Here is a 23479-nt window from a genome sequence, read left to right on the forward strand (position 1 = left end):
TTTTACGCTTCCTGACTCCCGATCCGTTCAAAGACGCGAAGCTTCGCGCTCTTGGATCGCTTATTATATTCCAATTCCTCCGCACCGGGAGCAATCGGCTTTCTAATCGGTGACCTGCCCTTCGGTTTTTTACCACACACACACACAGGAAAGTTAGAAGGGCAGGTACAGGGATTTTCATTGGTTTTAAATATGGTTTTTACTATCCGGTCTTCCAGAGAATGGAAGGTTATCACACAGATTCTGCCGCCCGGATTCAACAGATCAATCATATCATCCAGTGAGTTCTTCAGTACCTCCAGCTCCTGATTCAGCTCAATGCGAATGGCCTGGAAGGTACGTTTGGCCGGATGTCCGCCTACGGCCCGTATCTTCGCCGGAATCGCCGCCCGGATAATCTCCGTCAGTTCTCCGGTGGTCTCGATGGGCTTCTTCTCTCTGGCCAACGCAATATGCTTCGTGATATTGGCTGCGAACTTTTCCTCGCCGTAATCCCGGATGACCCGGTACAGCTCATGCTCTGTATAGCCATTTACAATATCCCGGGCCGTCTTCGTCTGGCGCTGATCCATACGCATGTCCAGCGGGGCGTCCACCCGGTAGGTAAACCCCCGGTCTGCCGCGTCCAGCTGATAGGAAGAAACCCCCAGATCCAGCACGATGCCGTCCACATGGTCAATGCCAAGATTCTGAAGCTCCCGGCGCATATTGCAGTAATTGCTTCGGACGATAGTTACCCGGTCGCCGAATTCCTTCAGTCTCTCTCCCGCTGCCGCAATGGCGTCCGCATCCTGGTCGATTCCGATAAGCCTTCCTTTATCCGAAAGCTGCTTACAAATCTCATAAGAATGTCCGCCGCCGCCCAGCGTACCGTCTACGTATATTCCATCCGGACGGATATGCAGTTGTTCAATCGTCTCATGCAGTAAGACGGATACATGTGAAAATTCCATGTCTGTCCCCTTTATTGTTAGATATCCAGACCAAGCTCTGTCAGCTGACCTGCAATCTCGTCCATGTCAATCTCTTCGTAATTGTTGTTCTCGTTCCACTTCTCCTCACTCCAGATCTCGATACGGTTCAGGAGTCCGGCCAGTACAACGTCTTTTTCAATTCCCGCGAACTTCCGTAAGGTTGCCGGAATCAGTACTCTTCCCTGCTTGTCAAACTCACAGGAAGTGGCGCCCGCAGTCAGAAAACGTACAAAAGAACGCGCATTCTTATTGGTCATAGGGAGCTGCTTCAGCTTTTCTTCGTAGTTTTCCCATTCTTTCATGGGAAATACGAAAAGGCAGCCATCCAATCCTCTTGTCACAATGCACTCGTCACCGAGCTTTTCCCGAAACTTAGAAGGAATGATCAGCCTGCCCTTGGTGTCTACCGTATGGTTATATTCGCCCCGGAACATAGCGTCACCCCACTTTCATCGGTTTCTGGTTCTTATCTACCACTTAAATGCACTTTCAAACCACTTTCCACCACTATTCACCACTTATGGATTAATAATATCTTAAATTTTCATAAAAAGCAAGTCCTTTTTCTGTGTATTTTGCACAAACGCAAAACAACAATATCTTGTTTTTTGCATTTTCACGCATACAAGATATTGTTGTTTTATTGATATAACTTGTGTCATTTCCACTTCTTTTTACAAAATGCTTCAGAATTTCTTAATTTTTTCTTCTTATATAAAAACCAAGCACTCCACTCAGGGCGCTGATTCCCAGTATAATCAGCATCACATGGGAGTATTCCCCCACAAGCCAGGCAATATAACTCCAGGATTCGCCCATGAACGCCCCAAGGGATACTAAAAGGATGTTCCAGATCAGAGTTCCGGCTGTGGTATAGAGGAGAAATAAGGGGAATTCCATACGGCTCATGCCAGCCGGAACTGAAATCAGACTGCGCACTACCGGAACGCAGCGACAGAAAAAGACCGTTATGCGCCCTTTACTCCGAAACCAGTCGTCTGCCTTTGCGATATCTTCTCCCTTCAGGCGTAGAAGCTTTCCCACTTTTCCATCCACCAGACGGGTCAGCCGCTCCCGATTTAAAAGATATCCTGCTCCGTAGAGCACCACAGCCCCAGCCAGGGAACCAAGCGTCGCGAAGCATACAACTCCCGGCACGCTTAAGGCTGTATGAATTGTCAAAAATCCGCCAAAAGGCAGAATCACCTCTGAGGGAATAGGCGGGAATACATTTTCCAGGAAAATCAGAAAAAAGAGCCCGGGATACCCGTACTGCTCCATCACAGACAGAATCAGGCTTTTCAAAATCACGCCTCCTGCGGCTTTCGCTCCTTTTTCTATCCTATGCGGCTGTTTTTTCGTTTATCCCGATTATTCCCGACTATTTTGGCCGAATCTTTCCCATCTGAGAATTTACATTTCCCGCCGAGTATGCTATAGTATACTGTAAATGTTTTGAAATCATATGCTTTTAAGGAGGATATAGATCACATGAAATTAGGTATCGTGGGTCTGCCGAATGTCGGCAAGAGTACCCTGTTCAATTCCCTGACCAAGGCAGGCGCTGAATCCGCCAACTATCCTTTCTGCACCATCGACCCCAACGTGGGTGTGGTAGCCGTACCGGACGCCCGTCTGGGACTGCTGGCAGATATGTACCATTCCGCCAAGGTAACCCCGGCGGTCATTGAGTTTGTGGATATCGCAGGTCTGGTAAAGGGCGCGTCCAAGGGCGAGGGCCTGGGCAATCAGTTCCTGGCCAATATCCGCGAGGTGGACGCTATTGTACACGTAGTCCGCTGCTTTGAGGATCCCAATGTCATCCATGTAGACGGCAGCGTCGATCCCATCCGTGACATCGAAACCATCAATCTGGAGCTGATTTTCTCCGATCTGGAGATTCTGGAGCGCCGTATTTCCAAGACGGTCCGCGGCGCCCGCAATGATAAGACTCTAGCCAAGGAGCTGGAGCTTCTGAACCGTCTGAAGGCATGGCTGGAGGATGGAAAAATGGCTTCCGGTTTCACCACAGACGACGAGGATGAACAGGCATGGCTGGCCAGCTACAACCTGCTGACCTACAAACCGGTGATTTTCGCAGCCAATGTAAGCGAAGATGATCTGGCAGATGACGGCGCGTCCAACCCACATGTGGAAGCCGTTCGAAAATACGCAGCCGAGAACGGCAGCGAGGTATTTGTCATCTGCGCACAGATTGAGGAAGAAATCTCCGAGCTGGATGATGATGAGAAATCCATGTTCCTGGAAGACTTAGGCCTGAAGGAGTCCGGCCTGGACAAGCTGATCCGCGCAAGCTACCATCTGCTTGGTCTTATCAGCTACCTGACCGCCGGTGAGACCGAGACCCGCGCATGGACCATTACCCGCGGAACCAAGGCTCCCCAGGCAGCCGGTAAGATTCACTCTGACTTTGAGCGTGGCTTCATCCGTGCCGAGGTGGTCAATTATCAGGATCTGCTGGATTGCGGCAGCTATTCCGCTGCTAAGGAAAAGGGCCTGGTAGGTCTGGAAGGAAAGGATTATGTGGTGAAAGACGGCGATGTGATTCTATTCCGCTTCAACGTGTAAAATCTGTATCGAGATGCCCGGAAGGGCAGAAAACAAGCGTAATTAAGGGAGTTAACGATTCACCATTCCGGCGTTTCGGTAACTCCCTTTTCTATTCGTAATTTACTGCTGTTTTGCCAGCGTTTCTACCTTATCCCGCTGAAGCAGTAGATTGAAGCCTGCCGGATTCAGTGCAAAGCCCTTCGCATTCTGAATCAGCGGCGGAACCAGCTTCTGGAACGGCGCGGACAGAGCCTGCAGCTTCCGGGGATTCTTCTGGCGGAACTTTTCAAACTCCCACAGATCGGAGAAAATCGGCTGAATAATATCACCCGTCGAATTCTTCAGATAGGGAACCTTCACATCCGGATTCGGCTTCGTCAGATCCAACGCCCCTTTCACATCTGTGACATCCAACGCCAGCACAAAGCGGGAACGACGCAGGTTCGCGATGAGCTCCTGCTCCATCTCCCGCAGACGGGCATTACGCTCCGGATCCGGCGTATTCTGATTGGGGCGGCGCAGCTCCTGCAGAAAATAAACGGCTGTCAGCTGCAGCGAATCATTCATCACCGGCGGCATATTGTCCTTCTGCTCCGGCTTTTTCACCGTGACAACCGCGCTTAAATCCAGATAGCAGAAGCCTGCTCCGTTGTGGAACGCTACCCGATTGATACCGGTCAGATACAGTCCCGTATAAAAAGCTGACATCTTATCCTTGATAATCTCCGTCACCACCGTCGGCTGATTCTCTTCCTCCAGCTTTTCGGCATATTCCTTTGCATCCTGCTCCTGCTCAAATATCGCCGTCTGATCGTCAAAGGTCTCCGAATCGCATTCCGCAAAGGGAAGATTCGTTGCTTTCGAAGTCAGAACGTAAAAATGATCCAGTTTCTGTAAATTTTTTATCATCAATCTATTGTCCGTACTCATATCGCGCATTCCTCTTTCCAATAGCCTGTCATGGCCTCATTTCCTATTATTTTACCAGAATCCGGGCTGTCTGACAAGACACAGCAATTTTTTTCACTTTTTTCTGGTTCTGCGTTTCGGCCTGATCGCTTCCCCGTAATTTCGAATGATCACTTCCTTGCCCCGACGCTTCTTCGGATCGGAATTGATGGCGCGGCGCACGTCGATCTCCTCAATCAGGAAGCCTTCATACAGTTCCTGAATCAGTTCCGTGTTGTGATTGGTCAGCATACAGTAGACACCTTTTTTCGTCAGCTCCCGGAAAAGTTCCGCCAGACGACGGTGTTCCTCTTCCGTGAATCCTTCCTTGGTATAGGAATCAAAGGAAGTAGGATTCAGCGGCGCGTAAGGACTGTCGAAGTAGATGAAATCGCCTTTCTGCACACCTGCAAGGGCCTGCTCAAAATCCTGACAGGTGATGGTCACGGACTTCAGATAAGCGGAAATAGCCTTGATATTCTCCATATCCATGGAGCGGATCGACTGCTTCTGATTCCAGGGAACGTTGAACTCGCCCTTGGTATTGACCCGGTAAAGACCGTTAAAGCAATGCTTATTCAGGTAAATGAACAGGGCTGCCATCTCGGTATCGTAAGAACTGTTTAAGCGCTTCTCATTATAACGGCTGCGCAGCTCATAATAAAATTCCCGAGTACAGGTAACCTTGTCCAGTTCCATCAGCTTCTCCAGAAGCGCGTCCAGATGATCCCGTATCTCAGTGTAGGTGTGAACCAACTCCTGGTTGATATCGTTAATCCGGGCTTCCTCCGGCGCCAGAGACAGTACCATTGCCCCTCCGCCCACAAAGGGCTCATAATACGCGTTGTAAGTATCCGGCATACGGATACAGAGCTGCTCCAGCATCTGTCGCTTGCCGCCGGCCCATTTGACAAATGGGACCATGGTTGTTGTATTCATAACATTTCCCCGTTTTTCTTTGTATTTATCTTGGTACGGACGTTCAGGGCACAGGCCGCAGACCCGCCTCCTTAAAATTTACGGATGCTTTCTTCTTCGCCGCCGTCCTTGTCGATGGAGCGGATCTGCACGTCGTAGCCGCCGTCGCCTACCCGGACATGGACACGGTCACCGGCCTTATGTCCCAGAAGGGCTTTGCCAAGCGGTGATTCGATGCTGATACGACCCTCCAGGGAATTTCCCCGGATAGATGTGACGATTTTCACTTCCTCGGTCTCATCCTCATCTTCATAGTAAAGCACTACCTTGGTATCCATGCCGACCTCGTCAGCTCCCGAATGATCCTCCACCACTTCTGCCGTCTTCAGCATTCTCTCCAGATAGCGAATGCGGCTTTCATTCTGGTTTTTATCCTTCTTAGCAGCATAATATTCAAAATTCTCGCTCAGATCTCCATGGGCCCGTGCTTCTTTGACCGCCTCAATGGCTTCTTTCCGGACCACCAGCTTCCGGTGCTCGATTTCCTGCTGAATCTTCTCCACATCCTGCTTTGTCAACTGCTCCCGCATGAATTATTCCTCTCCTTCACCCATTCGCTCACTGAAGCTTCCTGTCCGCATTGTGCGAACCGAAATTCCATTTACCTCCACCCGGTCATCCACCGGAATCACCAGGCACTGCCTGCCGTCAATGATACGGGTTTCCACCAGATCCGCCCGTTCCGGATTTACCTGAATCACCACATCCGGAGCTTTGATCTCAAATTTTCTTGTATTCATCACATTGGATGCCAGAAATTCCGTATTGGCCCCGGCGGATTCCTCATAGCGCTCCTCAAGCTCCGTCATTTTTTCTGCTTCCACGCCGCTTTCCGCAAAGAGCTGCTTCACCTCCGCCTTGCTCAGCACCAGCGGCTCCGGCTCATCCTTTTTTTCCTCCGCCATCTCGTAGAGCCTCTCATGGATGTTGCGGACGGCTTCGTAATCGCACTCTTCGCCCAACGTCTCCTCAATCATGGCATTGAAGGTGTCCTTCTGATCGGCGGCTGTCAATGGCGTACCGCAGCCGAACATGCCTTCCACGAAATCATCCTTCAGCTCTTCCGCATTCTTGGAATAGTAAAGCATACTATGTAAATCGGTGCTGCGATCCTGAAAGGCCGGGAACAGAAAGCCCGCCATGGGCAGCTCCACCAGCCAGTCCCGGACGCGGGAACCGAAGCGGTTGCTTTCCGCATCGTAGCTTAAGCCCGCCTTGGACAGGTTTACCGGGCAGATGGTACAGAGCAGATATTCATATACCTCATCCGATGCGTCGAACATTTCCTCATTATCAGAGGATTTTCCCGGCACATCATACATGCCGTGTACCAGCAGAATCAGATAGTTCTCGCCATACTCGTAGTTCTCTATGATTTTATCATAGAACTGCTCCAGAAGCACATCATCCTTCAATTTACTGTCGCGAAGCTTCAGCAAAAACTCCTGCTGCCCGCCTTCCATCTCCGCGTCCAGGGGGAATTCCAGATTTACCAGGTTCTTTCCCACGGTGCCGGACAGGCTCTTCCGGAAGATTTCAAAATACTTGAAGCACTCCTCCTCGGACTGAGATAGAAAGGCTTCCTTCATCTCGCTTTTTTTATTCTTCTCGCCGTCCACATAACATGCGCAAAGTCTGGTCAGCGCGCAGTTCTGGGGTGTAAACTGCTTCTTGATTTCCGCAATTTCTTTTTTATTCATGTAAAAATTCACTCCTGAATCTGTTTTCTCTTTTCCTACTTTGTTTTTTCACTGAAGGCATCTTTTTCATGCTATTGTAAAATTCTGTCATTCTTCTGCTGCCAGAATCTCCTCTATCCAGCCACGGACTTCATCAGACAGGTTCTCAAACAAATAGTTTTTTCCACCCACAGGCTTCTTCTCCAATGTCTCTCTGAGTTCGCTGCCGGTTACATCCACCAGCTCCCGCAGTCCCGCAGCCGAAAGCCTTGATGCCCCCTGACCCATGATAATCACCTGTTCCAGGCCGTCGGAGGTAGCCACTGTCACCTGGTACTTGCGTCCCAGCTCATGAACCGTCTTCTCAATGTATTGATCCGCTGTCTCGGCTTCTTTTGTATACACCACATGAATGTTGTGATATTTAAAGATTTCTCTGGTTCCGCCTTCCACGCGATAAGCGTCAAAGACCAGAATCAGGGTACAGCCCAGCGCGCCCTGCAGATTGGACAAAATATCCATCAGCTTTCCACGGGCAGACTCCAGATTGATTTCTGACAGCGCTTTCAGATCTTCCCATGCAAAAATAATATTATAACCATCCACCAGAAGATATTCTTTTTCCTTTTTACGGAACTTAATTTCCCGCTTTTCTGTATCCTCCGATTCCTTCCGGAAGCTGCGCTCCACCCGGCCCACACCCTGACGGTCGCGCCGGATCGGCCCGTAAGTCCGCTCAAAGATCTCATCCAGTTCCTTCGGATCCACGGCTCCCAGAGACGACTGACTGCGTCTCGCCGTCTCCAGTCCCGCTTCTTTCGGCTCCTTTTTCGGACGCAGCACGCTGTCCAGATGCATATAGGAAAAAACCTGATTCCAGGGTACGTAAAAGCCTGCTCCATGGGCACAGAACACGGAGCCCGTCGGATTCAGAATATCCGCCTCGGAATCATAGCCCATGGCCACGATCACCTCGTCCGCATTTGCGCAAGGGCCGTAACCCTTCAGGGCACAGGACAGGTGTCCCAGACCTCTCGTATAGGCAGTCATCTCTGCAGCATAGCCCTGCATCTGTGATACGGGCGCAGAACCGCTTAACACCATCTGGCCATTCTCATTCTCCGGCTCGGAAAATGTACCGGACATCTTCTGAATATCCGTCATGGCCCGTCCCAGCTTATCCGCCGGAACTGTAAGACGGAACTCATAGAAAGGCTCCAAAAGCACGCTTTTCGCCTGCTTCAGCCCCTGCCGTACCGCCCGATAGGTGGCCTGCCGGAAATCACCGCCCTCTGTATGCTTGGCGTGGGCTCTGCCTGCCGCCAGCGTAATCTTCATATCCGTAATCTCCGCCCCGGTCAACACGCCCGGATGACTCCGTTCCGTCAGATGAGTCAGAATCAGCCTCTGCCAGTTCCGATCCAGCTCGTCCTCGCTGCAGCTGCTTGCAAAAGTCAGACCGCTTCCCGGCTCGCCGGGCTCCAGGATCAAATGTACCTCCGCATAATGGCGCAAGGGTTCGAAATGACCCACTCCCTCCACTACATTTTCGATGGTTTCCTTGTATACAATACTGCCTGCGCCAAACTCTACCGGGACCCCGAAGCGCTCCTGCATCAGGCTTTTCAGGATCTCAATCTGCACTTCGCCCATCACGCGCACATGAATCTCGGAAAGCTCCTCTCTCCAGACCACATGCAGCTCCGGAAGCTCCTCCTCCAAACGGCGAAGCTTCTGAAGAAGTTCATGCAGATTGCAGTCCTTCGGAGGCAGTAACTGGTAAGTTAATACCGGTTCCAGGGACGGAGCCGGGCCCTTATCTTCCATTCCCAGTCCTTCGCCCGCCCAGGTGCGGGAAAGTCCTGTCACTGCGCAGATCGTGCCAGCCGACGCCTCCTGAACGTTCTCAAAGCTGCCGCCGGAATAGAGACGAATCTGATCCGCCTTTTCCTCCCAGGCTTCTCCATCTGTCTCGCCCTGGATAAGCTGTTTTACCTTCAATGAACCGCCCGTCACCTTCAGATAGCTTAAGCGGCTGCCCTGTTCATCCCGGCCAATCTTGTATACACGAGCGCCGAATTCCGTCGGATAAATATGTCGCTCCATATAACGCGCCATGGCGTCCAGGAATTCCTGCACGCCTTCATCTTTCAGAGCGGATCCAAAATAACAGGGATAAATCTTACGCTCCCTGATCTTATGAGCGATACTCTCTGTGCTCAACGTTCCCTGTTCCAGGAACTGTTCCAGCAACGCCTCATCGCAGACCGCTGCGTCCTCACAGATATCCGCCTCTGCCCGATCTGCCGTAAAATCCACACAGCGTCCATCCAAAGCGCCCTTTAATTCTGCCAGAAGCGCCATACGGTCCGTTCCTGGCTGATCCATTTTATTCACAAATAAGAAAACCGGGATCCGGTACTTCTTCAAAAGCTTCCACAGTGTCCGCACATGAGCCTGCACACCATCTGCACCATTGATCACCAGAATCGCATAGTCCAGCACCCAAAGAGTGCGCTCCATCTCTGCAGAGAAGTCCACATGTCCCGGTGTATCTAAAAGCGCTGCTTTCCAGTCCCCCAGCTGAAGCTGGGCCTGGCTTGCAAAGATCGTAATGCCTCTGGCCCGCTCCAGACTGTGTGTATCCATATGGGCGTCGCCATGATCTACGCGGCCTGCCTTTCGGATGGCACCGCACCGATAGAGCATGGCTTCCGCCAAAGTTGTCTTTCCCGCGTCCACATGGGCCAGGATTCCGATTGTCGTTCTCTTTTCCATAAATTCAAACCTCGGATTCCATTCTAACACAAAATGTGTGTTCGGGGAAGAACTTATTTTCCAACCGGCTGTATTCTTAAGTTCTGTCCACAGATACCTATTCTTATCGCACCAGCGTTCTCGTCTCTCTCAGCCTTACGCAGGAACGTGCATAGGTAAACTGCGTCACCAGCCAGATAATGGATACCACTACCACAGCGAACATTCCCGTATCAAAATACAGATGCGCCACCATCGTTCCCACCAGCAGAATGGGAACCGTCCGATTCACAGTCATGAAAGCCTTATAGGAGCTTCGGTATATAATCTCTTTCTCCGCCTCGTCGCAGCTTTCCAGCCACTGCTCCTGGAACTTCAGGGAAGACGGTTCGCCCTTTTTCTCCGGATGGGTTTTCTGAAGCAGCTTCACATAGCGAATCTGCCAGAAATACTCATAGATAAAGCAGGCGATAAACACGATGCAAGCTGCCAGGAAACGAAATGCATGGCCGTCGCTTGTGATATACTTCATAGAGTAGCCAAAGGTCAAAACCAGAATACTGAGCACCTGGGATACCACACTTACATTCATTCCAAAGGCCCCTTCTTTTTCTTCCTCATATTCCAGCCGATCGCATTCTTCATCCTCCGCTGTCTGCTGCTTTTCACAGGTCGCTTTCAGCCTCCGGTAACTGGTCTCCCCCAGAATCACAGATGCCGCAAAAATGATTCCCAGAAGCGGCGTCATCACACTTTGAATCAACGCAGTGATTCCTGCCATATCAATTCCAATTCCAGATGCTTTGGTTGCCTCATAAAGTCCACCGGAAATACCTCCCGCCACGCCTCCTATCGCTGCGGCAACTGCGATAATTTTCAGACATCTTTTATAACTGTTGACTTTTTTCTCTTTCATCTTCCCCATCCTCCTCATACCGGAAAATATCCTCTACCTGTACCTCGCAAATCATCGCCAGCTTCAAAGCCAGTGTCACCGACGGCGAGTAATCGCCCCGTTCAATCAGACTGATCGTCTGCCGGGATACGCCCGCCTTCTTCCCCAGCTCCGTCTGATTCATATTCAGCCGGGATCGGTATTCCTTTAAACGATTTAATAACGGCATAATGTTCAGTTCTCCTTTGCGTTTGACAACTTTTCTTGTCATTATTATCATAGCATTGACAAGGATAGTTGTCAAGATGTTTTGACAAGTCTTTTTGTCATTTAAATTTGGTGATATGTCGTTGTCAGTTAAACAAAAAACATCGATCTTTTTTGGCAAGATCGATGTTTTCGTTTTACATTCTTTTTACAGCGTCTTCGTCGTCCACTTACTCATATCCCACACTTCTCCGACCACATCCTGATAAAACTCCGGCTCGTGGCAGATAAGCAGGATACTTCCCTTGTACTCCTTCAATGCCCGTTTCAGTTCGTCCTTGGCATCCACGTCCAGGTGGTTGGTGGGCTCGTCCAAGAGGAGGAAGTTGGTGTCGCGGTTGATGAGCTTGCAGAGGCGGACCTTGGCCTGCTCGCCGCCGCTTAAGACGCGGACCTGGCTTTCAATATGCTTGGTGGTCAGGCCGCATTTGGCCAGGGCTGCGCGGATTTCCTGCTGGTTGTAGGAAGGAAATTCGTTCCAGATTTCGTCGATGCAGGTGGTCTTATTATCACCCTTTACTTCCTGTTCGAAGTAGCCAAGCTGCAGATTTTCACCCAGCTCGCAGCTGCCGGACAGGGACGGAATCAGACCCAGAATACTCTTCAAAAGCGTGGTTTTACCGATACCGTTGGTTCCCACCAGCGCAATTTTCTGACCGCGCTCCATGCTGAAATTAAGCGGCCTGGACAGGGGTTCTGTGTAGCCAATCACCAGATCTTTTGTCTCAAAAAGCATTTTTCCGGGCGTGCGGCCATAGCGGAAATTGAATTCCGGCTTTGGCTTTTCGGCAGCCAGCTCAATAACGTCCATTTTGTCCAGCTTTTTCTGGCGGGACATGGCCATATTTCGGGTAGAAACACGGGCCTTGTTGCGGGCCACGAAGTCCTTCAGCTCGCTGATTTCCTGCTGCTGACGGCGGTAAGCAGCCTCTAACTGAGCCTTTTTCACCGCATAGACCTCCAGGAAATGGTCGTAATCGCCCACATAGCGGTTCAGCTCCTGATTCTCCATATGGTAAATGATATTGACCACCTCGTTCATAAAAGGCACGTCATGGGAAATCAGAATAAACGCATTTTCATAATCCAGAAGATAGCGCTTCAGCCAGCCGATATGCTCCTCATCCAGGTAGTTGGTCGGCTCGTCCAGAAGCAGAATATCCGGCTTCTCCAGCAGCAGCTTGGCCAGCAGCACCTTCGTTCTCTGTCCGCCGCTCAAATCCGTCACGTCCCGGTCAAGTCCCAGATCCAGAAGCCCCAGCGCCCGAGCTACCTCTTCCACCTTCGCGTCAATGGTATAAAAATCATGCAGGGTCAGCTCATCCTGAATGGTTCCCAGTTCCTCCATCAGGGCGTCCATATCGTCCCCGGCGCTGCCCAGCATATCGCAAATCTCATTCATCCGTTCTTCCTTTTTCAGCAGCGGATCAAAGGCGGATTTCAGCACCTGGCCGACGGTCATGCCTTTCTCCAGCACCGCATGCTGATCCAGATAGCCTGCATGGACATTTTTCGCCCATTCCACTTTTCCCTCGTCAGGCATCAGCTTCCCGGTCACGATACTCATAAAGGTGGACTTTCCTTCGCCGTTGGCGCCCACCAGACCGATATGTTCCCCCTTCAGAAGCCGGAAGGACACGTCTGAGAAAATGGCCCGGTCGCCAAAGCCATGGGTTAGGTGCTCCACATTCAAAATACTCATAAATCTCTCCCTGTACAGTTCAAAATCATTTCTCTTGTTACGCGCATGTAACCCATATTTTATCGGCTTTTCCGGGATTCGTCAAGGGATCAAAATACCTGTCACGGCAGCCCTTCTTTTCTTACATCTGTGTCAGAACAAAAATATCATAAATTGCTTTGATCGCAGCCTCAAAATCCCTGTTTTCCACACCAATAATAATATTCAGCTCACTGGAACCCTGATCGATCATCTTCACGTTCACATTGGCATGGGCCAATGCAGAAAAAATTCTTCCGGCAGTTCCTCTGGTGGACTTCATTCCCCGTCCTACTACGGCAATCAGCGCCAGATCGGACTCCATCTCCACAAAATCCGGAGATACGGCCCGATGGATTCCTGCAATCACCTGCTGTTCCTTTTCCTCAAATTCATCCTGATGCACATAAACCGTCAGAGTATCAATTCCGGAAGGAATATGCTCAAAGCTGATACCCTGGTCTTCAAATACCTGAAGAACCTTGCGTCCAAATCCAATTTCACTGTTCATCATGGATTTTTCAATATTGATAGAACAGAAACCTTTCTTTCCCGCAATACCGGTGATGGTGTATTTGGGCTTTCTGCAGGTACTTTCCACGATAAAGGTTCCCTTATCTTCCGGGTGATTGGTATTTCGGATGTTAATGGGGATTCCCTCTTTTCTCACAGGGAAGATGGCCTCCTCGTGAAGGACCGTTGCTCCCATATACGACAACTCGCGAAGTTCCCGATAGGTAATGGTCTCGATCACAGCCGGATTCTCCACGATCCTCGGATCCGTCACCAGAAAACCGGATACATCTGTCCAGTTCTCATACAGATCCGCCATAATCGCCTTGGCCACCAGCGAGCCTGTTACATCGGAACCGCCTCTGGAAAATGTCCGCACCTTTCCGCCATCCTCAGCGCCGTAGAATCCCGGAATAACAGCTTTTTCACACCTCGCCAGTCTTTTTTCCAGAAGTCGGTTGGTCTTTTCCGCCTCGAGAACTCCGTTCTTATCAAAACGAATCACCTCCGCGGCATCCACAAACTCATATCCCAGATAAGCCGCCATGACTTTACCATTCAGGAACTCTCCTCTGGACGCAGCATACTCTTTCCCTGCATGCGCGGAAAAATCAGCAGCAATCTGCTCAAATTCCCGTTCCAAGGACAGGTCCAAAGAAAGCCCCTTTATAATCTCCTCAAAGCGCTCCTTAATAGCCTGAAGCTTTCCGGAAAACTCTTCCCCTGCTTCCGCAGCCTCATAGCAGGCATACAGCATATCCGTTACCTTGGTGTCTCCGTTAAAGCGCTTTCCCGGCGCAGACGGCACCACATATCTGCGGCTTTCTTCACTTCTGATGATCTCTCCTACCTTCTTAAACTGTTCCGCATTGGCCAGAGAGCTTCCTCCAAATTTTACAACTTTTTTCATAGTGATAACGACTCCTCATAGCTTTATAGAATACACTGAGGTTATTTTAAAAAAAAGTGGCAGAATTTGCAAGTGTTTCTTTTTAAAATCAAGCGAACCCAAACACGATGTTACGCTTGGAATTTTGTGCACTCATTCCAGACTCATCTCAGCAAATCAGACCATCGGTATCCAGCAGTGCGTATTTTTTCATTAAAATTTTCTCCATTTCATTTGACAACATTATGTTGCGACTCAAAAACAACACAAAAAATTGCGGAGTAAAATCAGTTTTGCAAACCAGCCAGCGCCAGAAATTTTTTATCTGACTGAATACTCTGTGTCAGAAACTGACCGTCCCGAAACAGAGCATATGTCGTGACCGGTGCGGGTACATTCTGTGCAGATTCTTTATCAGTAACGTGAATAACTTTGAACGGAATACCATGTTCCTTCGCCACCTGTTGCACCCTCGGCACCCAATAATGGGTATACGGACACTGATCGGTGTAATAAAGAACAAAGCCCGCTTCCTCAATCACCGGATGTCTCGCGCATTCCTTGAAATGCAGCGGCTGTGTACCTGATTCAATGGGAAGATACATGAGATTGATCCCGCAGTCGGATATGTCTGCCACACGGAACCCCTTGTAAGCAAGAAATTTCGGATCAGCGAGAAATTCCCGCTTCCGTCCCTCTGCACACAGAATACAAAGACCTTTCTTCCCCTGAGCCTTAGCATCACGGATACACGCCTCCAGCAGATCATTCGAGTATCCGTGTCCTTTCATGGAGCCGGATACCCATAAACAGTTAATATAAAGATAACCCTCTGCCACAATAGGCACCCAGGCGTTTTCAGCCGGAATATATTCAATAAAGCATTTTCCACGCTCTGCGCTCCGATAAAAAACAAGTCCGTCATCAAAGCGCTGCCTCAGCCATTCCTTTTTTGCGACACTCTGTTTGCCGGACATGGCGCAGCAGATATGTTCCTTATCCATATTTTCTTTTGTAATCCGAAGATAGTTCATCCGTTATTCCTCCCGTTCAACACAACTGTCCCGGCAGCATCTGCTTTTCTTTTGCCAGGAAAGTGGCTTCAAACTTTTCAAACCCCTCCGGGTCTTTCTCACAGACAAAATACCCCTCCGGGTCTTTGTAAGTACCGGAGACGCCGTCCAAGAATCCCGGTTTCAGTTCTTTGATGAGAAAATAGTCCGCCTCCGGGTCGTCGGCATAGCGCACGCCCTTGGTTTTGGCCGGAACAAAGCCAGACTTGCCGTAAAAGTCAATATTGCCGGTAATGGCAAGCGCCCCTGCACCCATTTCCTTTGCTTTTCCCATGGAATAGTCGAGCAGCTGCTTTCCGTAGCCCTGCCGCTTGTATGCGGGTGCGATGCCAATGGGACCGAAGGTCATGATCGGCACCTTTCGCCCGTCGTCACAGTCGATCTCCGACCGCACATAGATTACCTGCCCGATTAGCTTTCCGTCCAGTTCCATCACAAAATCCAGCTCCGGCACAAATGCCAGGTCGTCCCGATAACAGTGCAGCACATAGTGCTCCATACAGCCGGGCCGGTAAACATTCCAGAATGCCTCGCGGGTCAGGTTTTCGACAGCTCTGTAATCTTCTTTTGTTTCCAGACGTATGGTAATATTCTTTTCTGACATGATATTTCTCCTCTCTTATTTCTTATCTCTTAATCAATAATCCTTCTTTTCTGCTGATTTTGGGAACGATGGCGGCCTGCTTCTTCATAGTCGCCGCAAAGCAACATATCACAAGTCCGAACACCAGCAGAACTGTGCTTCTGCGCCCCCAATATTGAATGCTTGTGCGACCCCAAACCGACCAGACGATAAGACCCAGCAGGGCAAAGAGCATCAAAGTTGTCACCGTAGTTATGGCGTTTCCAAAATAAAGTTTCATTCTCATTTCACCTCTCAATACTGAATCTTATCATTTCCTTCTCTTTCTGTAATCAGACTCAACCTTGGCAATAAAGTGATCAATGTGTGTTGCCAGCAAAGAGGAAACCGATTCTTTTTCCTCTGCACCGTCGTAGACACTGTATAAAAGATACATTGGACCATAGAATTCCAATGCCAGCTGCATAGCGTCCTCATCAGAATCTGCCAGCTTGCGGAAGATGGCCGCCATGTACTCCAAAGGCCCACCAGCCAGATAGTCATGATGGAGCTGTGCAAGCTTGGGATCACGATACTGCTCCAACGTCAGCATTTTACGGAAATTAGAAGAAAACGGTTGCTTTGTCCAATGGTCAAACTGGGCAAGGCTGTACGTGCGAATTTTTTGAATTGGTGTATGCAGATATGCTTCCGCAAAGCCGTCTGGTTCCGTTTCCGGCATTTCATAGGCCTCCGCGCGCTCATAGTCCATCTTGTTCATCCGCTCCACAATCTTATCTAAGATCTCTTGCTTGCTGGCATAATGCTTATATAAGGCGGCTTTCGTAAATCCCAACTGCCCTGCAATATCATTCATAGACGTCCCCAGATAGCCGTTCTGCGCAAACAGCTCCAGTGCTATTCTCAAAATCCGTTCCTTTGTACTCTCTGCCATAACTATCTCCTCTATTAAAGTAACCACTCGGTAACTTCATTGTAGTTACCGAGTGGTTACTTGTCAAGAGCTAATGAAAAAAGCTCGAAGTCAAACTGTAATTTCAATTTGATTTCCTTCGATTACAACAATACAACTTTCATAGTACCCATCTCCGGTTATCCTGGGACCGCTGACCACTTCATATCCGTCAGCTTTCAGTTCAGCGGTCAAAGCATCCACTTTTTCTTTGCTGCCTACGCTGAACGCAATGTGCGCATACCCAGTGCGGGCAAATCCCTTTGGAAAATCGGGCATTTCCGGCTTGTTCATAATTTCAAGCCGTGCCCCCTCGTCAAACGACAGAAAATAAGAGCGGAAACTTGTTTTTGTATTATGGTAGCCTTCATTTGATTTTGCACCCAGATACTTCACAAAGAAATTGCGGGCTGTTTCCAGCTTCGCATACATTCTACATGGCAGGATTGGAAGGACAGGATTAAATCACCGTCCCGTTCTCGATACAAACAATATGATCGCAGCAGCGCTGAATCAACTCCGGGTCGTGGGTCACGATCAGCACGGTCTGGTTGCCTTTCAGAGAAAAAAGCAACGCCGCCGTTTGCTCCATGTGGCGGAAGTCAAGACCGCTGGTAGGCTCGTCAAAGATCAGGATCTCTTTTCCAGCCAGAATGGCAGACGCAATGGCTACCCGCTGCTTTTGTCCACCGGACAGGCTCATGGGATGGCGTTCCCGCAGATGGGACAGATCCAGCATCTCCAAAACACGTTCAACATCTGAACTATTTTCCGACCGCATCCCAAGCTGGACTTCGTCAGCTACTGTTTCGCAGAACAGTTGGTGGTTCACATCCTGCATGACCATGTAGCAGTTTTTCAGCAGCTGTCTGTTTTTCCAAAGCTGTCCGTTTATCTCGACCTGCCCTTTGAACTTCTTCTCCAGTCCGCACAGGCAGCGGGAAAAGGTGGACTTGCCCGCACCATTGGGACCGACAAGCGCAATAATACCGTCCAAAGGCAGGGAAAGATGAGGAATATTCAACACCGGTGTTCCATCGTAAGAAAAACAAAAGTTTTGCAGCTGCATCATTTCGGTTTCCGGAACACTGTTCTGTACCGGCGCTATCTTCTCATCGCGCAAGGATCGAAGTCCCATTTGATGAAGCTGTTCTGTGGAATACTGTGCAAATGCCTGCATAGAAAGGTCGAAAGCTACCTGTCCATCCTTCATGCAGATCACCCGGTCACAGAGATCGCGGAGCCACGACAGCCGGTGCTCCGCGATCACAATGGTCTTACCTTCAGCTTTCCATCCGAGCAGTGTCTGCTTCAGCTCCTCAATAGCGTGAACGTCCAGATTGGAGGTAGGCTCATCCAGCACCATCACCTCCGGGCGCAGAGCCGAAACGGAGGCGCAGGAAATCTTCTGCTTTTCTCCGCCAGAGAGTTCAAAGATGCTGCGCCCTAACAGTTTTTTTATGTTTAGCTCCCTCGCTGCTTCGTCTACACGGGAGAGTATCTCGTCTTCCGGCATTCCCATGTTCTCGCAGCCAAAGGCCAGCTCACTGGTGGTGTCCACGCAGAAAAACTGACTGCGGGGGTTCTGGAACACGCTACCGACGATTCTTGCCGTGTCGTAAAGCTCGGCCTCCGTCACATTCAGGCCATTTACCATGGCACATCCTTCCATCTTACCCTCATAGAAATGTGGGATCAGGCCGTTAATCAGGCGGGTAACGGTCGTCTTTCCGCTGCCGGACTCGCCGCAGAGAAGAACACATTCGCCTTCGGCAATGGTCAAGGATACATTTTTCAGGGATGGTTTTTCTGCATTTTCATGCTGAAAGCTGACTTTTTTGATCTCGATCATAGAACCCTCCCCATGATCCAAACCGCATAAGGGATCAGACAAACTACAAACAGAAGATAGTCCTGTATATGAAAGCCGATTTTGCAGATGTTGGTTCGCTTCACCTCGCCGCCAAGTCCACGGGTTAGTGCCGCGGCAGACAGGTCCTCACCGATCTTCACGCAGCAGGTTATCAGCGGCACCAATCGGTATTCCAGCATTTTTCCCACATTCTTTCCGCCCATGTAAATTCCCCGCATCCGCATTGCGGCATTGATGGAGGCTGCCTCATCCATGACCGTGGGAAAAAATCGAAACATGACGGACAGTGGAATGATGATCTTTTCACTCAGGTGCAGGCGCAGCATAGCGGCAGTGAACTCGCTGACCGTGGTAGTGGAAACCAGATAACCGCCCATCGCGATCCCCGGCAGGAAGCGGGAGAGCATTCCGCTGCACCCCAGGAGGATGAAATTGACTGCCCCCTTGGTCAGTGGGACAAGCTGCGTATAGGTCAGCCAGGACAGCAGGTAGACGAGCAGATAGGTTGCCGCCCCTTTCCACTTTTTTGCGCTCAGCATCAGCACAGCGGGCATGGCACAGAGGATGGGGACGAGAGGTTCCACACTCCCGCCCCCGGCAGACCCCAACACGAACAGGGCGATGTCGAAGAGCATCACCAGCTTCGTCCTGGGGTCCAGCACCAAACCTCTGTTTTGAATGCTGGCCTGCAGGATTCCCCGAGCCATCAGACGATGCCCGCCTTGACAAAGTGCTTTTTCAGCAGCGCCTTGCCCAACAGTGCGCCCAGCATACCGCACACAAAGGCGGCTACGATCAACACGGGAGCCGTCCAGGGCTGCATGATGTTTCCCAGCGTATTGATATATTCTGCGCCAAAGCTCTGGCGGGTGGAGAAATAGCCCTCCCTGTCGATATACAGCGGCAGATAGTTACCAAACAGAAGAACGCAGAAGGTTCCATAGCTGAGAATGCTTTTCTTCCCACTGGCGTAGCTGCCGCTTTTTGCGATCAGGTCAGCCAGAAAGCCGAACACTACGCCAAAGAGAATAGGCCAGAATCCCATACCGGTGACGCATAGATAAATACCAACAATGGTCGCCATAATGGTGATCATTCCGAACTTTTTGACCTTGGTATAGAACAGCATCATGGGAACGCCGAGGATGATCGGTACGATCACCGTCAGCATGGGCATCATGATAGGAATATATCCTAACATGGAAATACAAGTCATTAAGACACAGTAGAGCGCTGCATAAATGCCAATGTTAATCAAGTCTTTTCCTTTGAGTTTCTGATTGTTTTTCATCGTTATTTCCTCCTTCTTTATACCTTCCAGCCCACAGCCTGTTCACGAGATTCCACAAACCGGCGATAGATACCGCCTTGCTCCATGAGCTGCTCGTGCGTGCCGCTTTGGGCGATTCGGCCTTTGTCGATGACCAAAATGTTATCCGCGTGGCGGACCGTTTTCAGCCTGTGGGCAATCATCAGAATGGTCTTTTCTTTTGTCAGGGCTTCAATGGCAGCGGTTAGCTCCTGCTCGCTTTCCGGGTCTACATTCGCAGTCGCTTCGTCCAGGATGATGATAGGAGCATCCTTCATAATGGCTCTGGCAATGGAAATACGCTGCTTCTCTCCGCCGGAGAGACTGGCCCCACCCTCACCGATGACCGTATCATAGCCATCCGGCAATGCCATAATGAAATCATGGCAACAGGCTTTCCTGGACGCCTCGATGACCTTTTCCATAGGAGCATCCGGCTGGCCGAAGCGAATGTTATTGGCAATGGTATCCTGGAACAGATACACGCTCTGGAACACAAAACTGAAATTGCGCATCAGACTGTCCATGCTGTATTCCCGTACATCCACACCGCCAAGCTTCACGCATCCCTTGTCCACATCCCAGAATCGAGAAATCAGATGGCAAAGGGTGGTCTTTCCTCCACCGGAAGGGCCGACGATTGCCGTGGTGGTGTGTTGCGGAATATGGATGGATACCCCATCAATGATCTTTCGCTTGTCATAGGAAAACTCTGCGTTTTCCACATCGATGTCATAGCTGGAGGGAATGATATCCTTTCCGTCAATGTCCATCGTGGGCATATTCAGCACCGCCTGCGCCTTGCCCACATACAAATCCACATTGCGCAGCAGAGCGGAATAGTTGCCCGCCGTGTCCAGCGCACCAAACAGGATGAACGCCGCAAGGATCATGACCACAGCATTCAGCAGTTCCATCGTTCCGTTCAAGTAAAATGCCACGGATATAATGGCCACCACCACGCCGAGGAGCTTGGCCGTAAGGTTTTGCAGAAACATAATGGGTACAAAAGCCATTTCAGCCTTGGTATTCGCCGCACTGTTTTCATCAATGGCTTCATTCAAAGCCCTGCTCTTTTTCCCTGTCAGATTGTAGGCCTTAACCTCTGCAATGCCCTGAACATACTCCAGCACCTTTTCCACCAACTTGCGGTCAGAGGAATCCTTGAGCGGTGCAATCGTTTTGGATTTCTTTTGGAGCAGCGAGTTGATGGCAAAGTACAGCAATACACCCATAACGGCGATGCCGCCGATTCGCAGGTCAAAAAGAAGGATCATAAGGACTACGAAGATGGTGGTCAGGATTCCCTGCGTCACCATCATGACCACACGGGTCGCCACATCCGCCAACGCTTCCATACTGTTAGTGGCAACTGAGGTGATGTAGCCAAGGCTGTTTCGATTGAAATATCCCATAGGCAGATACTTCAAATGCTCGGCGATTTCAATGCGCTTGTCTGCGCAGGTACCATAGCCCGCCTCGCACTGAAGCATGGTGGAACGGTAATTCGCAAAGGCGTTGCCCGCTACGCTCAGTAGCATGATGCCGAAGGAGATCAGGATGTGCTGTACGGTCAGATCACCCGACAATACCCCGTGCAGAGTCACGGCGATGGCCGGGATTTTCATAGCCTCAAAGATGGCTTTCAGTACTCCAAGGAAAATGGAGCGGATAAATTTGTGCCGGTTTTCTTTTCCGCTGAACGCAAAGAACCGTCTGAATATCTGGATCATTCCTGCGCACCTCCTTCCACGGTGTCCCGAACGGAGATATGAGAACGCCACATCCGGGCATACAATTCATCCTGTGCCAGCAACTCCTCATGCGTTCCACTGGTACGAATTTTTCCGTCCTCTACCACAAAGATCTGGTCGCTGTTTGTGATGGTAGACAGGCGGTGAGCGATCACGATCAAGGTCTTGCCCTTGGTCAGCTTTGCCACCGCCGATTGAATCATGGCTTCGTTTTCCGGGTCAGTAAAAGCAGTGGCTTCATCCAGAATAATAATGGGCGCGTTTTTCAACATAGCTCTGGCAATGGCGATCCGCTGCCGCTCACCACCGGAGAGATGCCCGCCTGCGCCGCCGACCACGGTATCGTAGCCATTTTCAAGGCCCATGATAAACGCATGGCATCCACATGCTTTGGCCGCTTCCATCACCTCAGCATCGGTGGCGTTCTGCTTGCCCATGCGGATATTTTCCATAACTGTGGTATCAAAAAGAAAGTTGTCCTGGGATACATAGGCAATATAGCGATGATAGTCCTCCTGCGTCAGCTTCCGTATATCCACGCCGCCTAGGGTAATACTGCCGCCGCTTACATCCCACAGCGATGCGACCAGCCTGGCGATCGTGGATTTTCCGCTGCCGGAGGGCCCAACCAGGGCATTGACGGTACCCTCTCTGATCTCCAGATTGATACCGTGAAGCACTTCCTTCTCGTGATATCCGAAGGTCACATCTTTGAGCTTAATATCCTTGGACTGAGGCTGGCTGGCAGATGTGTCCGGCCGCTTCATGTCCTCCAACGTCAGCAGAGATGTCACCTCACCGATGATGGTACTCAGCTTTGCAAGATCATCGCCGTAAGACATGACGGTGATGAGCGGTGCGATCAGGCCAACGGAAAAAAGAATGACCTGAATGAAAGTACCTGCGTCCAGCGTTCCAGCTCGGAATAGCAGACCGCCGATGGGAAGCACTGCGATCATGGTAGCCGGGAAGATAGACATGGCAAGGCAGAAATAGATATTGCACCGCCGCATCCACTCCACATAGCAGCTTGCGCCCTCTTTCGCCGCCACCACAAATTTATCGTAGGAGCTTTGCGCCTTACCGAAGGCTTTGATGACCTCGATGCCGTTGATATATTCCACGGCAGTATCATTGAGAATTTTTGTCTTATTTATGGTATTCTGATAGCTTTCCTCATAGTCACGGGTCATGAGGGCATAGCAGCCAAAACCAATCGGAACCGTTGCCAATACCGCCAACGCCATCCGCCAATCCAGAATAAACAAATACACCAAAAGAGCGATAGGCACCAGCAGATTGGATGTAAACTCCGGTATGATATGTGCCATAGTCGTTTCGATGCTGTCAATACGCTCCACCAGTACATTTTTGATGGAGCCGGAGGGGATGTCCAGCACCGTGCCCAAAGGCACACGGGAGAGTTTCGCGCAGACCCGCTTGCGTATGGTGCCCAGCACAGCGAAGGTTGCTTTATGAGAGAGTGTGGTGGAAATGCTATGAAATCCGCAGCGCCCCAACCACAGGACTGCCATAACAAGACAGTTTTTTATGTATATGCTCATGTCCCTGCATCCACCCAGGAGATCTGAGATGATGCCTGCCATCACAAAATAGGGCAAAATGCCGCAGACCACGCCACAAACCGCGCTTAGAACGCTGAGCACGTATTGCGGTCGATGTTGTCCTGCAAAATCCCATATCCACGATGGCACGGAGCGTCTTGATTGTTTTTCCATGGTTT

23 protein-coding genes are annotated in these 23479 nt (G+C 50.3%); 1 reads left to right on the forward strand and 22 read right to left on the reverse strand.

Translation table 11 applies throughout. The features are described 5' to 3' along the window. Positions 1 to 2: 2 nt before the first annotated feature. The 3 genes from rsmH to ACESZP_RS13745 all read right to left on the reverse strand — a co-directional run bounded on the left by rsmH (position 3) and on the right by ACESZP_RS13745 (position 2285). Entirely contained in the window at positions 3 to 953 is a 951-nt protein-coding gene (rsmH, locus tag ACESZP_RS13735; RefSeq protein WP_499709315.1) for a 16S rRNA (cytosine(1402)-N(4))-methyltransferase RsmH, read from the reverse strand. 17 nt (positions 954 to 970) lie between these two features. Beyond that, entirely contained in the window at positions 971 to 1408 is a 438-nt protein-coding gene (gene mraZ / locus ACESZP_RS13740) for a division/cell wall cluster transcriptional repressor MraZ (protein WP_178038606.1), read from the reverse strand. Between the two features lie 262 nt (positions 1409 to 1670). Further along, complete coding sequence (locus ACESZP_RS13745; RefSeq protein ID WP_499709317.1) at positions 1671 to 2285, reverse strand: DedA family protein; 615 nt, start codon at positions 2283 to 2285, stop codon at positions 1671 to 1673. Positions 2286 to 2465: 180 nt separating this feature from the next. Here ACESZP_RS13745 and ychF point away from each other — a divergent pair, with 180 nt between their 5' ends. Next, positions 2466 to 3563: a redox-regulated ATPase YchF gene (gene ychF / locus ACESZP_RS13750; protein WP_499709319.1), complete on the forward strand. Its 1098-nt coding sequence runs from the start codon at positions 2466 to 2468 to the stop codon at positions 3561 to 3563. A 102-nt stretch (positions 3564 to 3665) separates the two neighbouring features. Here ychF and ACESZP_RS13755 read toward each other — a convergent pair whose 3' ends face one another. The 19 genes from ACESZP_RS13755 to ACESZP_RS13845 form a co-directional block, all read right to left on the reverse strand. Continuing rightward, positions 3666 to 4454, reverse strand: a complete 789-nt coding sequence (locus ACESZP_RS13755) for an SseB family protein (protein WP_499709321.1) — start codon at positions 4452 to 4454, stop codon at positions 3666 to 3668. 114 nt (positions 4455 to 4568) lie between these two features. Further along, positions 4569 to 5432, reverse strand: a complete 864-nt coding sequence (locus ACESZP_RS13760; RefSeq protein WP_499709323.1) for a DNA adenine methylase — start codon at positions 5430 to 5432, stop codon at positions 4569 to 4571. A gap of 71 nt (positions 5433 to 5503) precedes the next feature. After that, positions 5504 to 6001, reverse strand: a complete 498-nt coding sequence (greA, locus tag ACESZP_RS13765) for a transcription elongation factor GreA (protein WP_349163568.1) — start codon at positions 5999 to 6001, stop codon at positions 5504 to 5506. Between the two features lie 3 nt (positions 6002 to 6004). Then, positions 6005 to 7171, reverse strand: a complete 1167-nt coding sequence (locus ACESZP_RS13770; protein ID WP_499709325.1) for a DUF4317 domain-containing protein — start codon at positions 7169 to 7171, stop codon at positions 6005 to 6007. An 87-nt stretch (positions 7172 to 7258) separates the two neighbouring features. Beyond that, positions 7259 to 9928: an NYN domain-containing protein gene (locus tag ACESZP_RS13775; protein WP_499709327.1), complete on the reverse strand. Its 2670-nt coding sequence runs from the start codon at positions 9926 to 9928 to the stop codon at positions 7259 to 7261. A gap of 103 nt (positions 9929 to 10031) precedes the next feature. Then, a complete protein-coding gene (locus tag ACESZP_RS13780) occupies positions 10032 to 10823 on the reverse strand; it encodes a DUF3169 family protein (RefSeq protein ID WP_499709329.1) in 792 nt (263 codons plus the stop codon). After that, positions 10795 to 11031, reverse strand: coding sequence for a helix-turn-helix transcriptional regulator (locus ACESZP_RS13785; RefSeq protein WP_349163563.1), 237 nt, complete (start codon positions 11029 to 11031; stop codon positions 10795 to 10797). Before ACESZP_RS13785 ends, ACESZP_RS13780 begins: the two co-directional genes overlap by 29 nt. A 186-nt stretch (positions 11032 to 11217) precedes the next feature. Continuing rightward, complete coding sequence (locus tag ACESZP_RS13790; RefSeq protein ID WP_499709331.1) at positions 11218 to 12771, reverse strand: ABC-F family ATP-binding cassette domain-containing protein; 1554 nt, start codon at positions 12769 to 12771, stop codon at positions 11218 to 11220. 121 nt (positions 12772 to 12892) lie between these two features. Next, positions 12893 to 14212 (reverse strand): aspartate kinase, encoded by a 1320-nt coding sequence (locus ACESZP_RS13795; RefSeq protein ID WP_499709332.1) that lies wholly within the window; start codon positions 14210 to 14212, stop codon positions 12893 to 12895. 266 nt (positions 14213 to 14478) lie between these two features. Continuing rightward, the gene (locus ACESZP_RS13800) at positions 14479 to 15225 is read right to left on the reverse strand and encodes a GNAT family N-acetyltransferase (RefSeq protein ID WP_499709334.1); all 747 of its coding nucleotides are present in this window, start codon (positions 15223 to 15225) and stop codon (positions 14479 to 14481) included. Positions 15226 to 15241: 16 nt separating this feature from the next. After that, positions 15242 to 15868, reverse strand: a complete 627-nt coding sequence (locus tag ACESZP_RS13805) for a GNAT family N-acetyltransferase (protein WP_499709335.1) — start codon at positions 15866 to 15868, stop codon at positions 15242 to 15244. A gap of 22 nt (positions 15869 to 15890) precedes the next feature. After that, complete coding sequence (locus ACESZP_RS13810) at positions 15891 to 16133, reverse strand: hypothetical protein (RefSeq protein ID WP_499709337.1); 243 nt, start codon at positions 16131 to 16133, stop codon at positions 15891 to 15893. A 24-nt stretch (positions 16134 to 16157) separates the two neighbouring features. Further along, on the reverse strand, positions 16158 to 16781 hold the full coding sequence (locus ACESZP_RS13815) for a TetR/AcrR family transcriptional regulator (RefSeq protein WP_499709339.1): 624 nt from the start codon (positions 16779 to 16781) through the stop codon (positions 16158 to 16160). A gap of 90 nt (positions 16782 to 16871) precedes the next feature. Then, positions 16872 to 17231: a VOC family protein gene (locus tag ACESZP_RS13820; protein WP_499709340.1), complete on the reverse strand. Its 360-nt coding sequence runs from the start codon at positions 17229 to 17231 to the stop codon at positions 16872 to 16874. Between the two features lie 28 nt (positions 17232 to 17259). Continuing rightward, positions 17260 to 18651, reverse strand: a complete 1392-nt coding sequence (locus ACESZP_RS13825) for an ABC transporter ATP-binding protein (protein WP_499709341.1) — start codon at positions 18649 to 18651, stop codon at positions 17260 to 17262. Next, positions 18648 to 19379 (reverse strand): energy-coupling factor transporter transmembrane component T, encoded by a 732-nt coding sequence (locus tag ACESZP_RS13830; protein WP_499709343.1) that lies wholly within the window; start codon positions 19377 to 19379, stop codon positions 18648 to 18650. Before ACESZP_RS13830 ends, ACESZP_RS13825 begins: the two co-directional genes overlap by 4 nt. Next, complete coding sequence (locus ACESZP_RS13835; RefSeq protein WP_499709345.1) at positions 19379 to 19963, reverse strand: MptD family putative ECF transporter S component; 585 nt, start codon at positions 19961 to 19963, stop codon at positions 19379 to 19381. The genes ACESZP_RS13830 and ACESZP_RS13835 overlap by 1 nt, the downstream gene beginning before the upstream one ends. A gap of 17 nt (positions 19964 to 19980) precedes the next feature. Next, complete coding sequence (locus ACESZP_RS13840; RefSeq protein ID WP_499709346.1) at positions 19981 to 21714, reverse strand: ABC transporter ATP-binding protein; 1734 nt, start codon at positions 21712 to 21714, stop codon at positions 19981 to 19983. Beyond that, on the reverse strand, positions 21711 to 23474 hold the full coding sequence (locus ACESZP_RS13845) for an ABC transporter ATP-binding protein (protein WP_499709348.1): 1764 nt from the start codon (positions 23472 to 23474) through the stop codon (positions 21711 to 21713). Before ACESZP_RS13845 ends, ACESZP_RS13840 begins: the two co-directional genes overlap by 4 nt. Between the last annotated feature and the right edge of the window lie 5 nt (positions 23475 to 23479).

This window comes from Candidatus Dorea massiliensis AP6 (assembly GCF_964245105.1).
In the GTDB taxonomy this organism is placed as follows: domain Bacteria; phylum Bacillota; class Clostridia; order Lachnospirales; family Lachnospiraceae; genus Laedolimicola; species Laedolimicola intestinihominis.

Coding starts and splice junctions, on each gene's coding strand:
- ACESZP_RS13810 (WP_499709337.1), bottom strand. CDS start 16,133: ATGAGAATGAAACTTTATTTTGGAAACGCCATAACTACGGTGACAACT.
- ACESZP_RS13840 (WP_499709346.1), bottom strand. CDS start 21,714: ATGATCCAGATATTCAGACGGTTCTTTGCGTTCAGCGGAAAAGAAAAC.
- ACESZP_RS13800 (WP_499709334.1), bottom strand. CDS start 15,225: ATGAACTATCTTCGGATTACAAAAGAAAATATGGATAAGGAACATATC.
- ACESZP_RS13760 (WP_499709323.1), bottom strand. CDS start 5,432: ATGAATACAACAACCATGGTCCCATTTGTCAAATGGGCCGGCGGCAAG.
- ACESZP_RS13785 (WP_349163563.1), bottom strand. CDS start 11,031: ATGCCGTTATTAAATCGTTTAAAGGAATACCGATCCCGGCTGAATATG.
- ACESZP_RS13825 (WP_499709341.1), bottom strand. CDS start 18,651: ATGATCGAGATCAAAAAAGTCAGCTTTCAGCATGAAAATGCAGAAAAA.
- ychF (WP_499709319.1), top strand. CDS start 2,466: ATGAAATTAGGTATCGTGGGTCTGCCGAATGTCGGCAAGAGTACCCTG.
- ACESZP_RS13780 (WP_499709329.1), bottom strand. CDS start 10,823: ATGAAAGAGAAAAAAGTCAACAGTTATAAAAGATGTCTGAAAATTATC.
- ACESZP_RS13755 (WP_499709321.1), bottom strand. CDS start 4,454: ATGATAAAAAATTTACAGAAACTGGATCATTTTTACGTTCTGACTTCG.
- greA (WP_349163568.1), bottom strand. CDS start 6,001: ATGCGGGAGCAGTTGACAAAGCAGGATGTGGAGAAGATTCAGCAGGAA.
- ACESZP_RS13835 (WP_499709345.1), bottom strand. CDS start 19,963: ATGAAAAACAATCAGAAACTCAAAGGAAAAGACTTGATTAACATTGGC.
- ACESZP_RS13775 (WP_499709327.1), bottom strand. CDS start 9,928: ATGGAAAAGAGAACGACAATCGGAATCCTGGCCCATGTGGACGCGGGA.
- ACESZP_RS13795 (WP_499709332.1), bottom strand. CDS start 14,212: ATGAAAAAAGTTGTAAAATTTGGAGGAAGCTCTCTGGCCAATGCGGAA.
- ACESZP_RS13830 (WP_499709343.1), bottom strand. CDS start 19,379: ATGGCTCGGGGAATCCTGCAGGCCAGCATTCAAAACAGAGGTTTGGTG.
- ACESZP_RS13790 (WP_499709331.1), bottom strand. CDS start 12,771: ATGAGTATTTTGAATGTGGAGCACCTAACCCATGGCTTTGGCGACCGG.
- mraZ (WP_178038606.1), bottom strand. CDS start 1,408: ATGTTCCGGGGCGAATATAACCATACGGTAGACACCAAGGGCAGGCTG.
- ACESZP_RS13770 (WP_499709325.1), bottom strand. CDS start 7,171: ATGAATAAAAAAGAAATTGCGGAAATCAAGAAGCAGTTTACACCCCAG.
- ACESZP_RS13845 (WP_499709348.1), bottom strand. CDS start 23,474: ATGGAAAAACAATCAAGACGCTCCGTGCCATCGTGGATATGGGATTTT.
- ACESZP_RS13815 (WP_499709339.1), bottom strand. CDS start 16,781: ATGGCAGAGAGTACAAAGGAACGGATTTTGAGAATAGCACTGGAGCTG.
- rsmH (WP_499709315.1), bottom strand. CDS start 953: ATGGAATTTTCACATGTATCCGTCTTACTGCATGAGACGATTGAACAA.
- ACESZP_RS13820 (WP_499709340.1), bottom strand. CDS start 17,231: ATGTATGCGAAGCTGGAAACAGCCCGCAATTTCTTTGTGAAGTATCTG.
- ACESZP_RS13805 (WP_499709335.1), bottom strand. CDS start 15,868: ATGTCAGAAAAGAATATTACCATACGTCTGGAAACAAAAGAAGATTAC.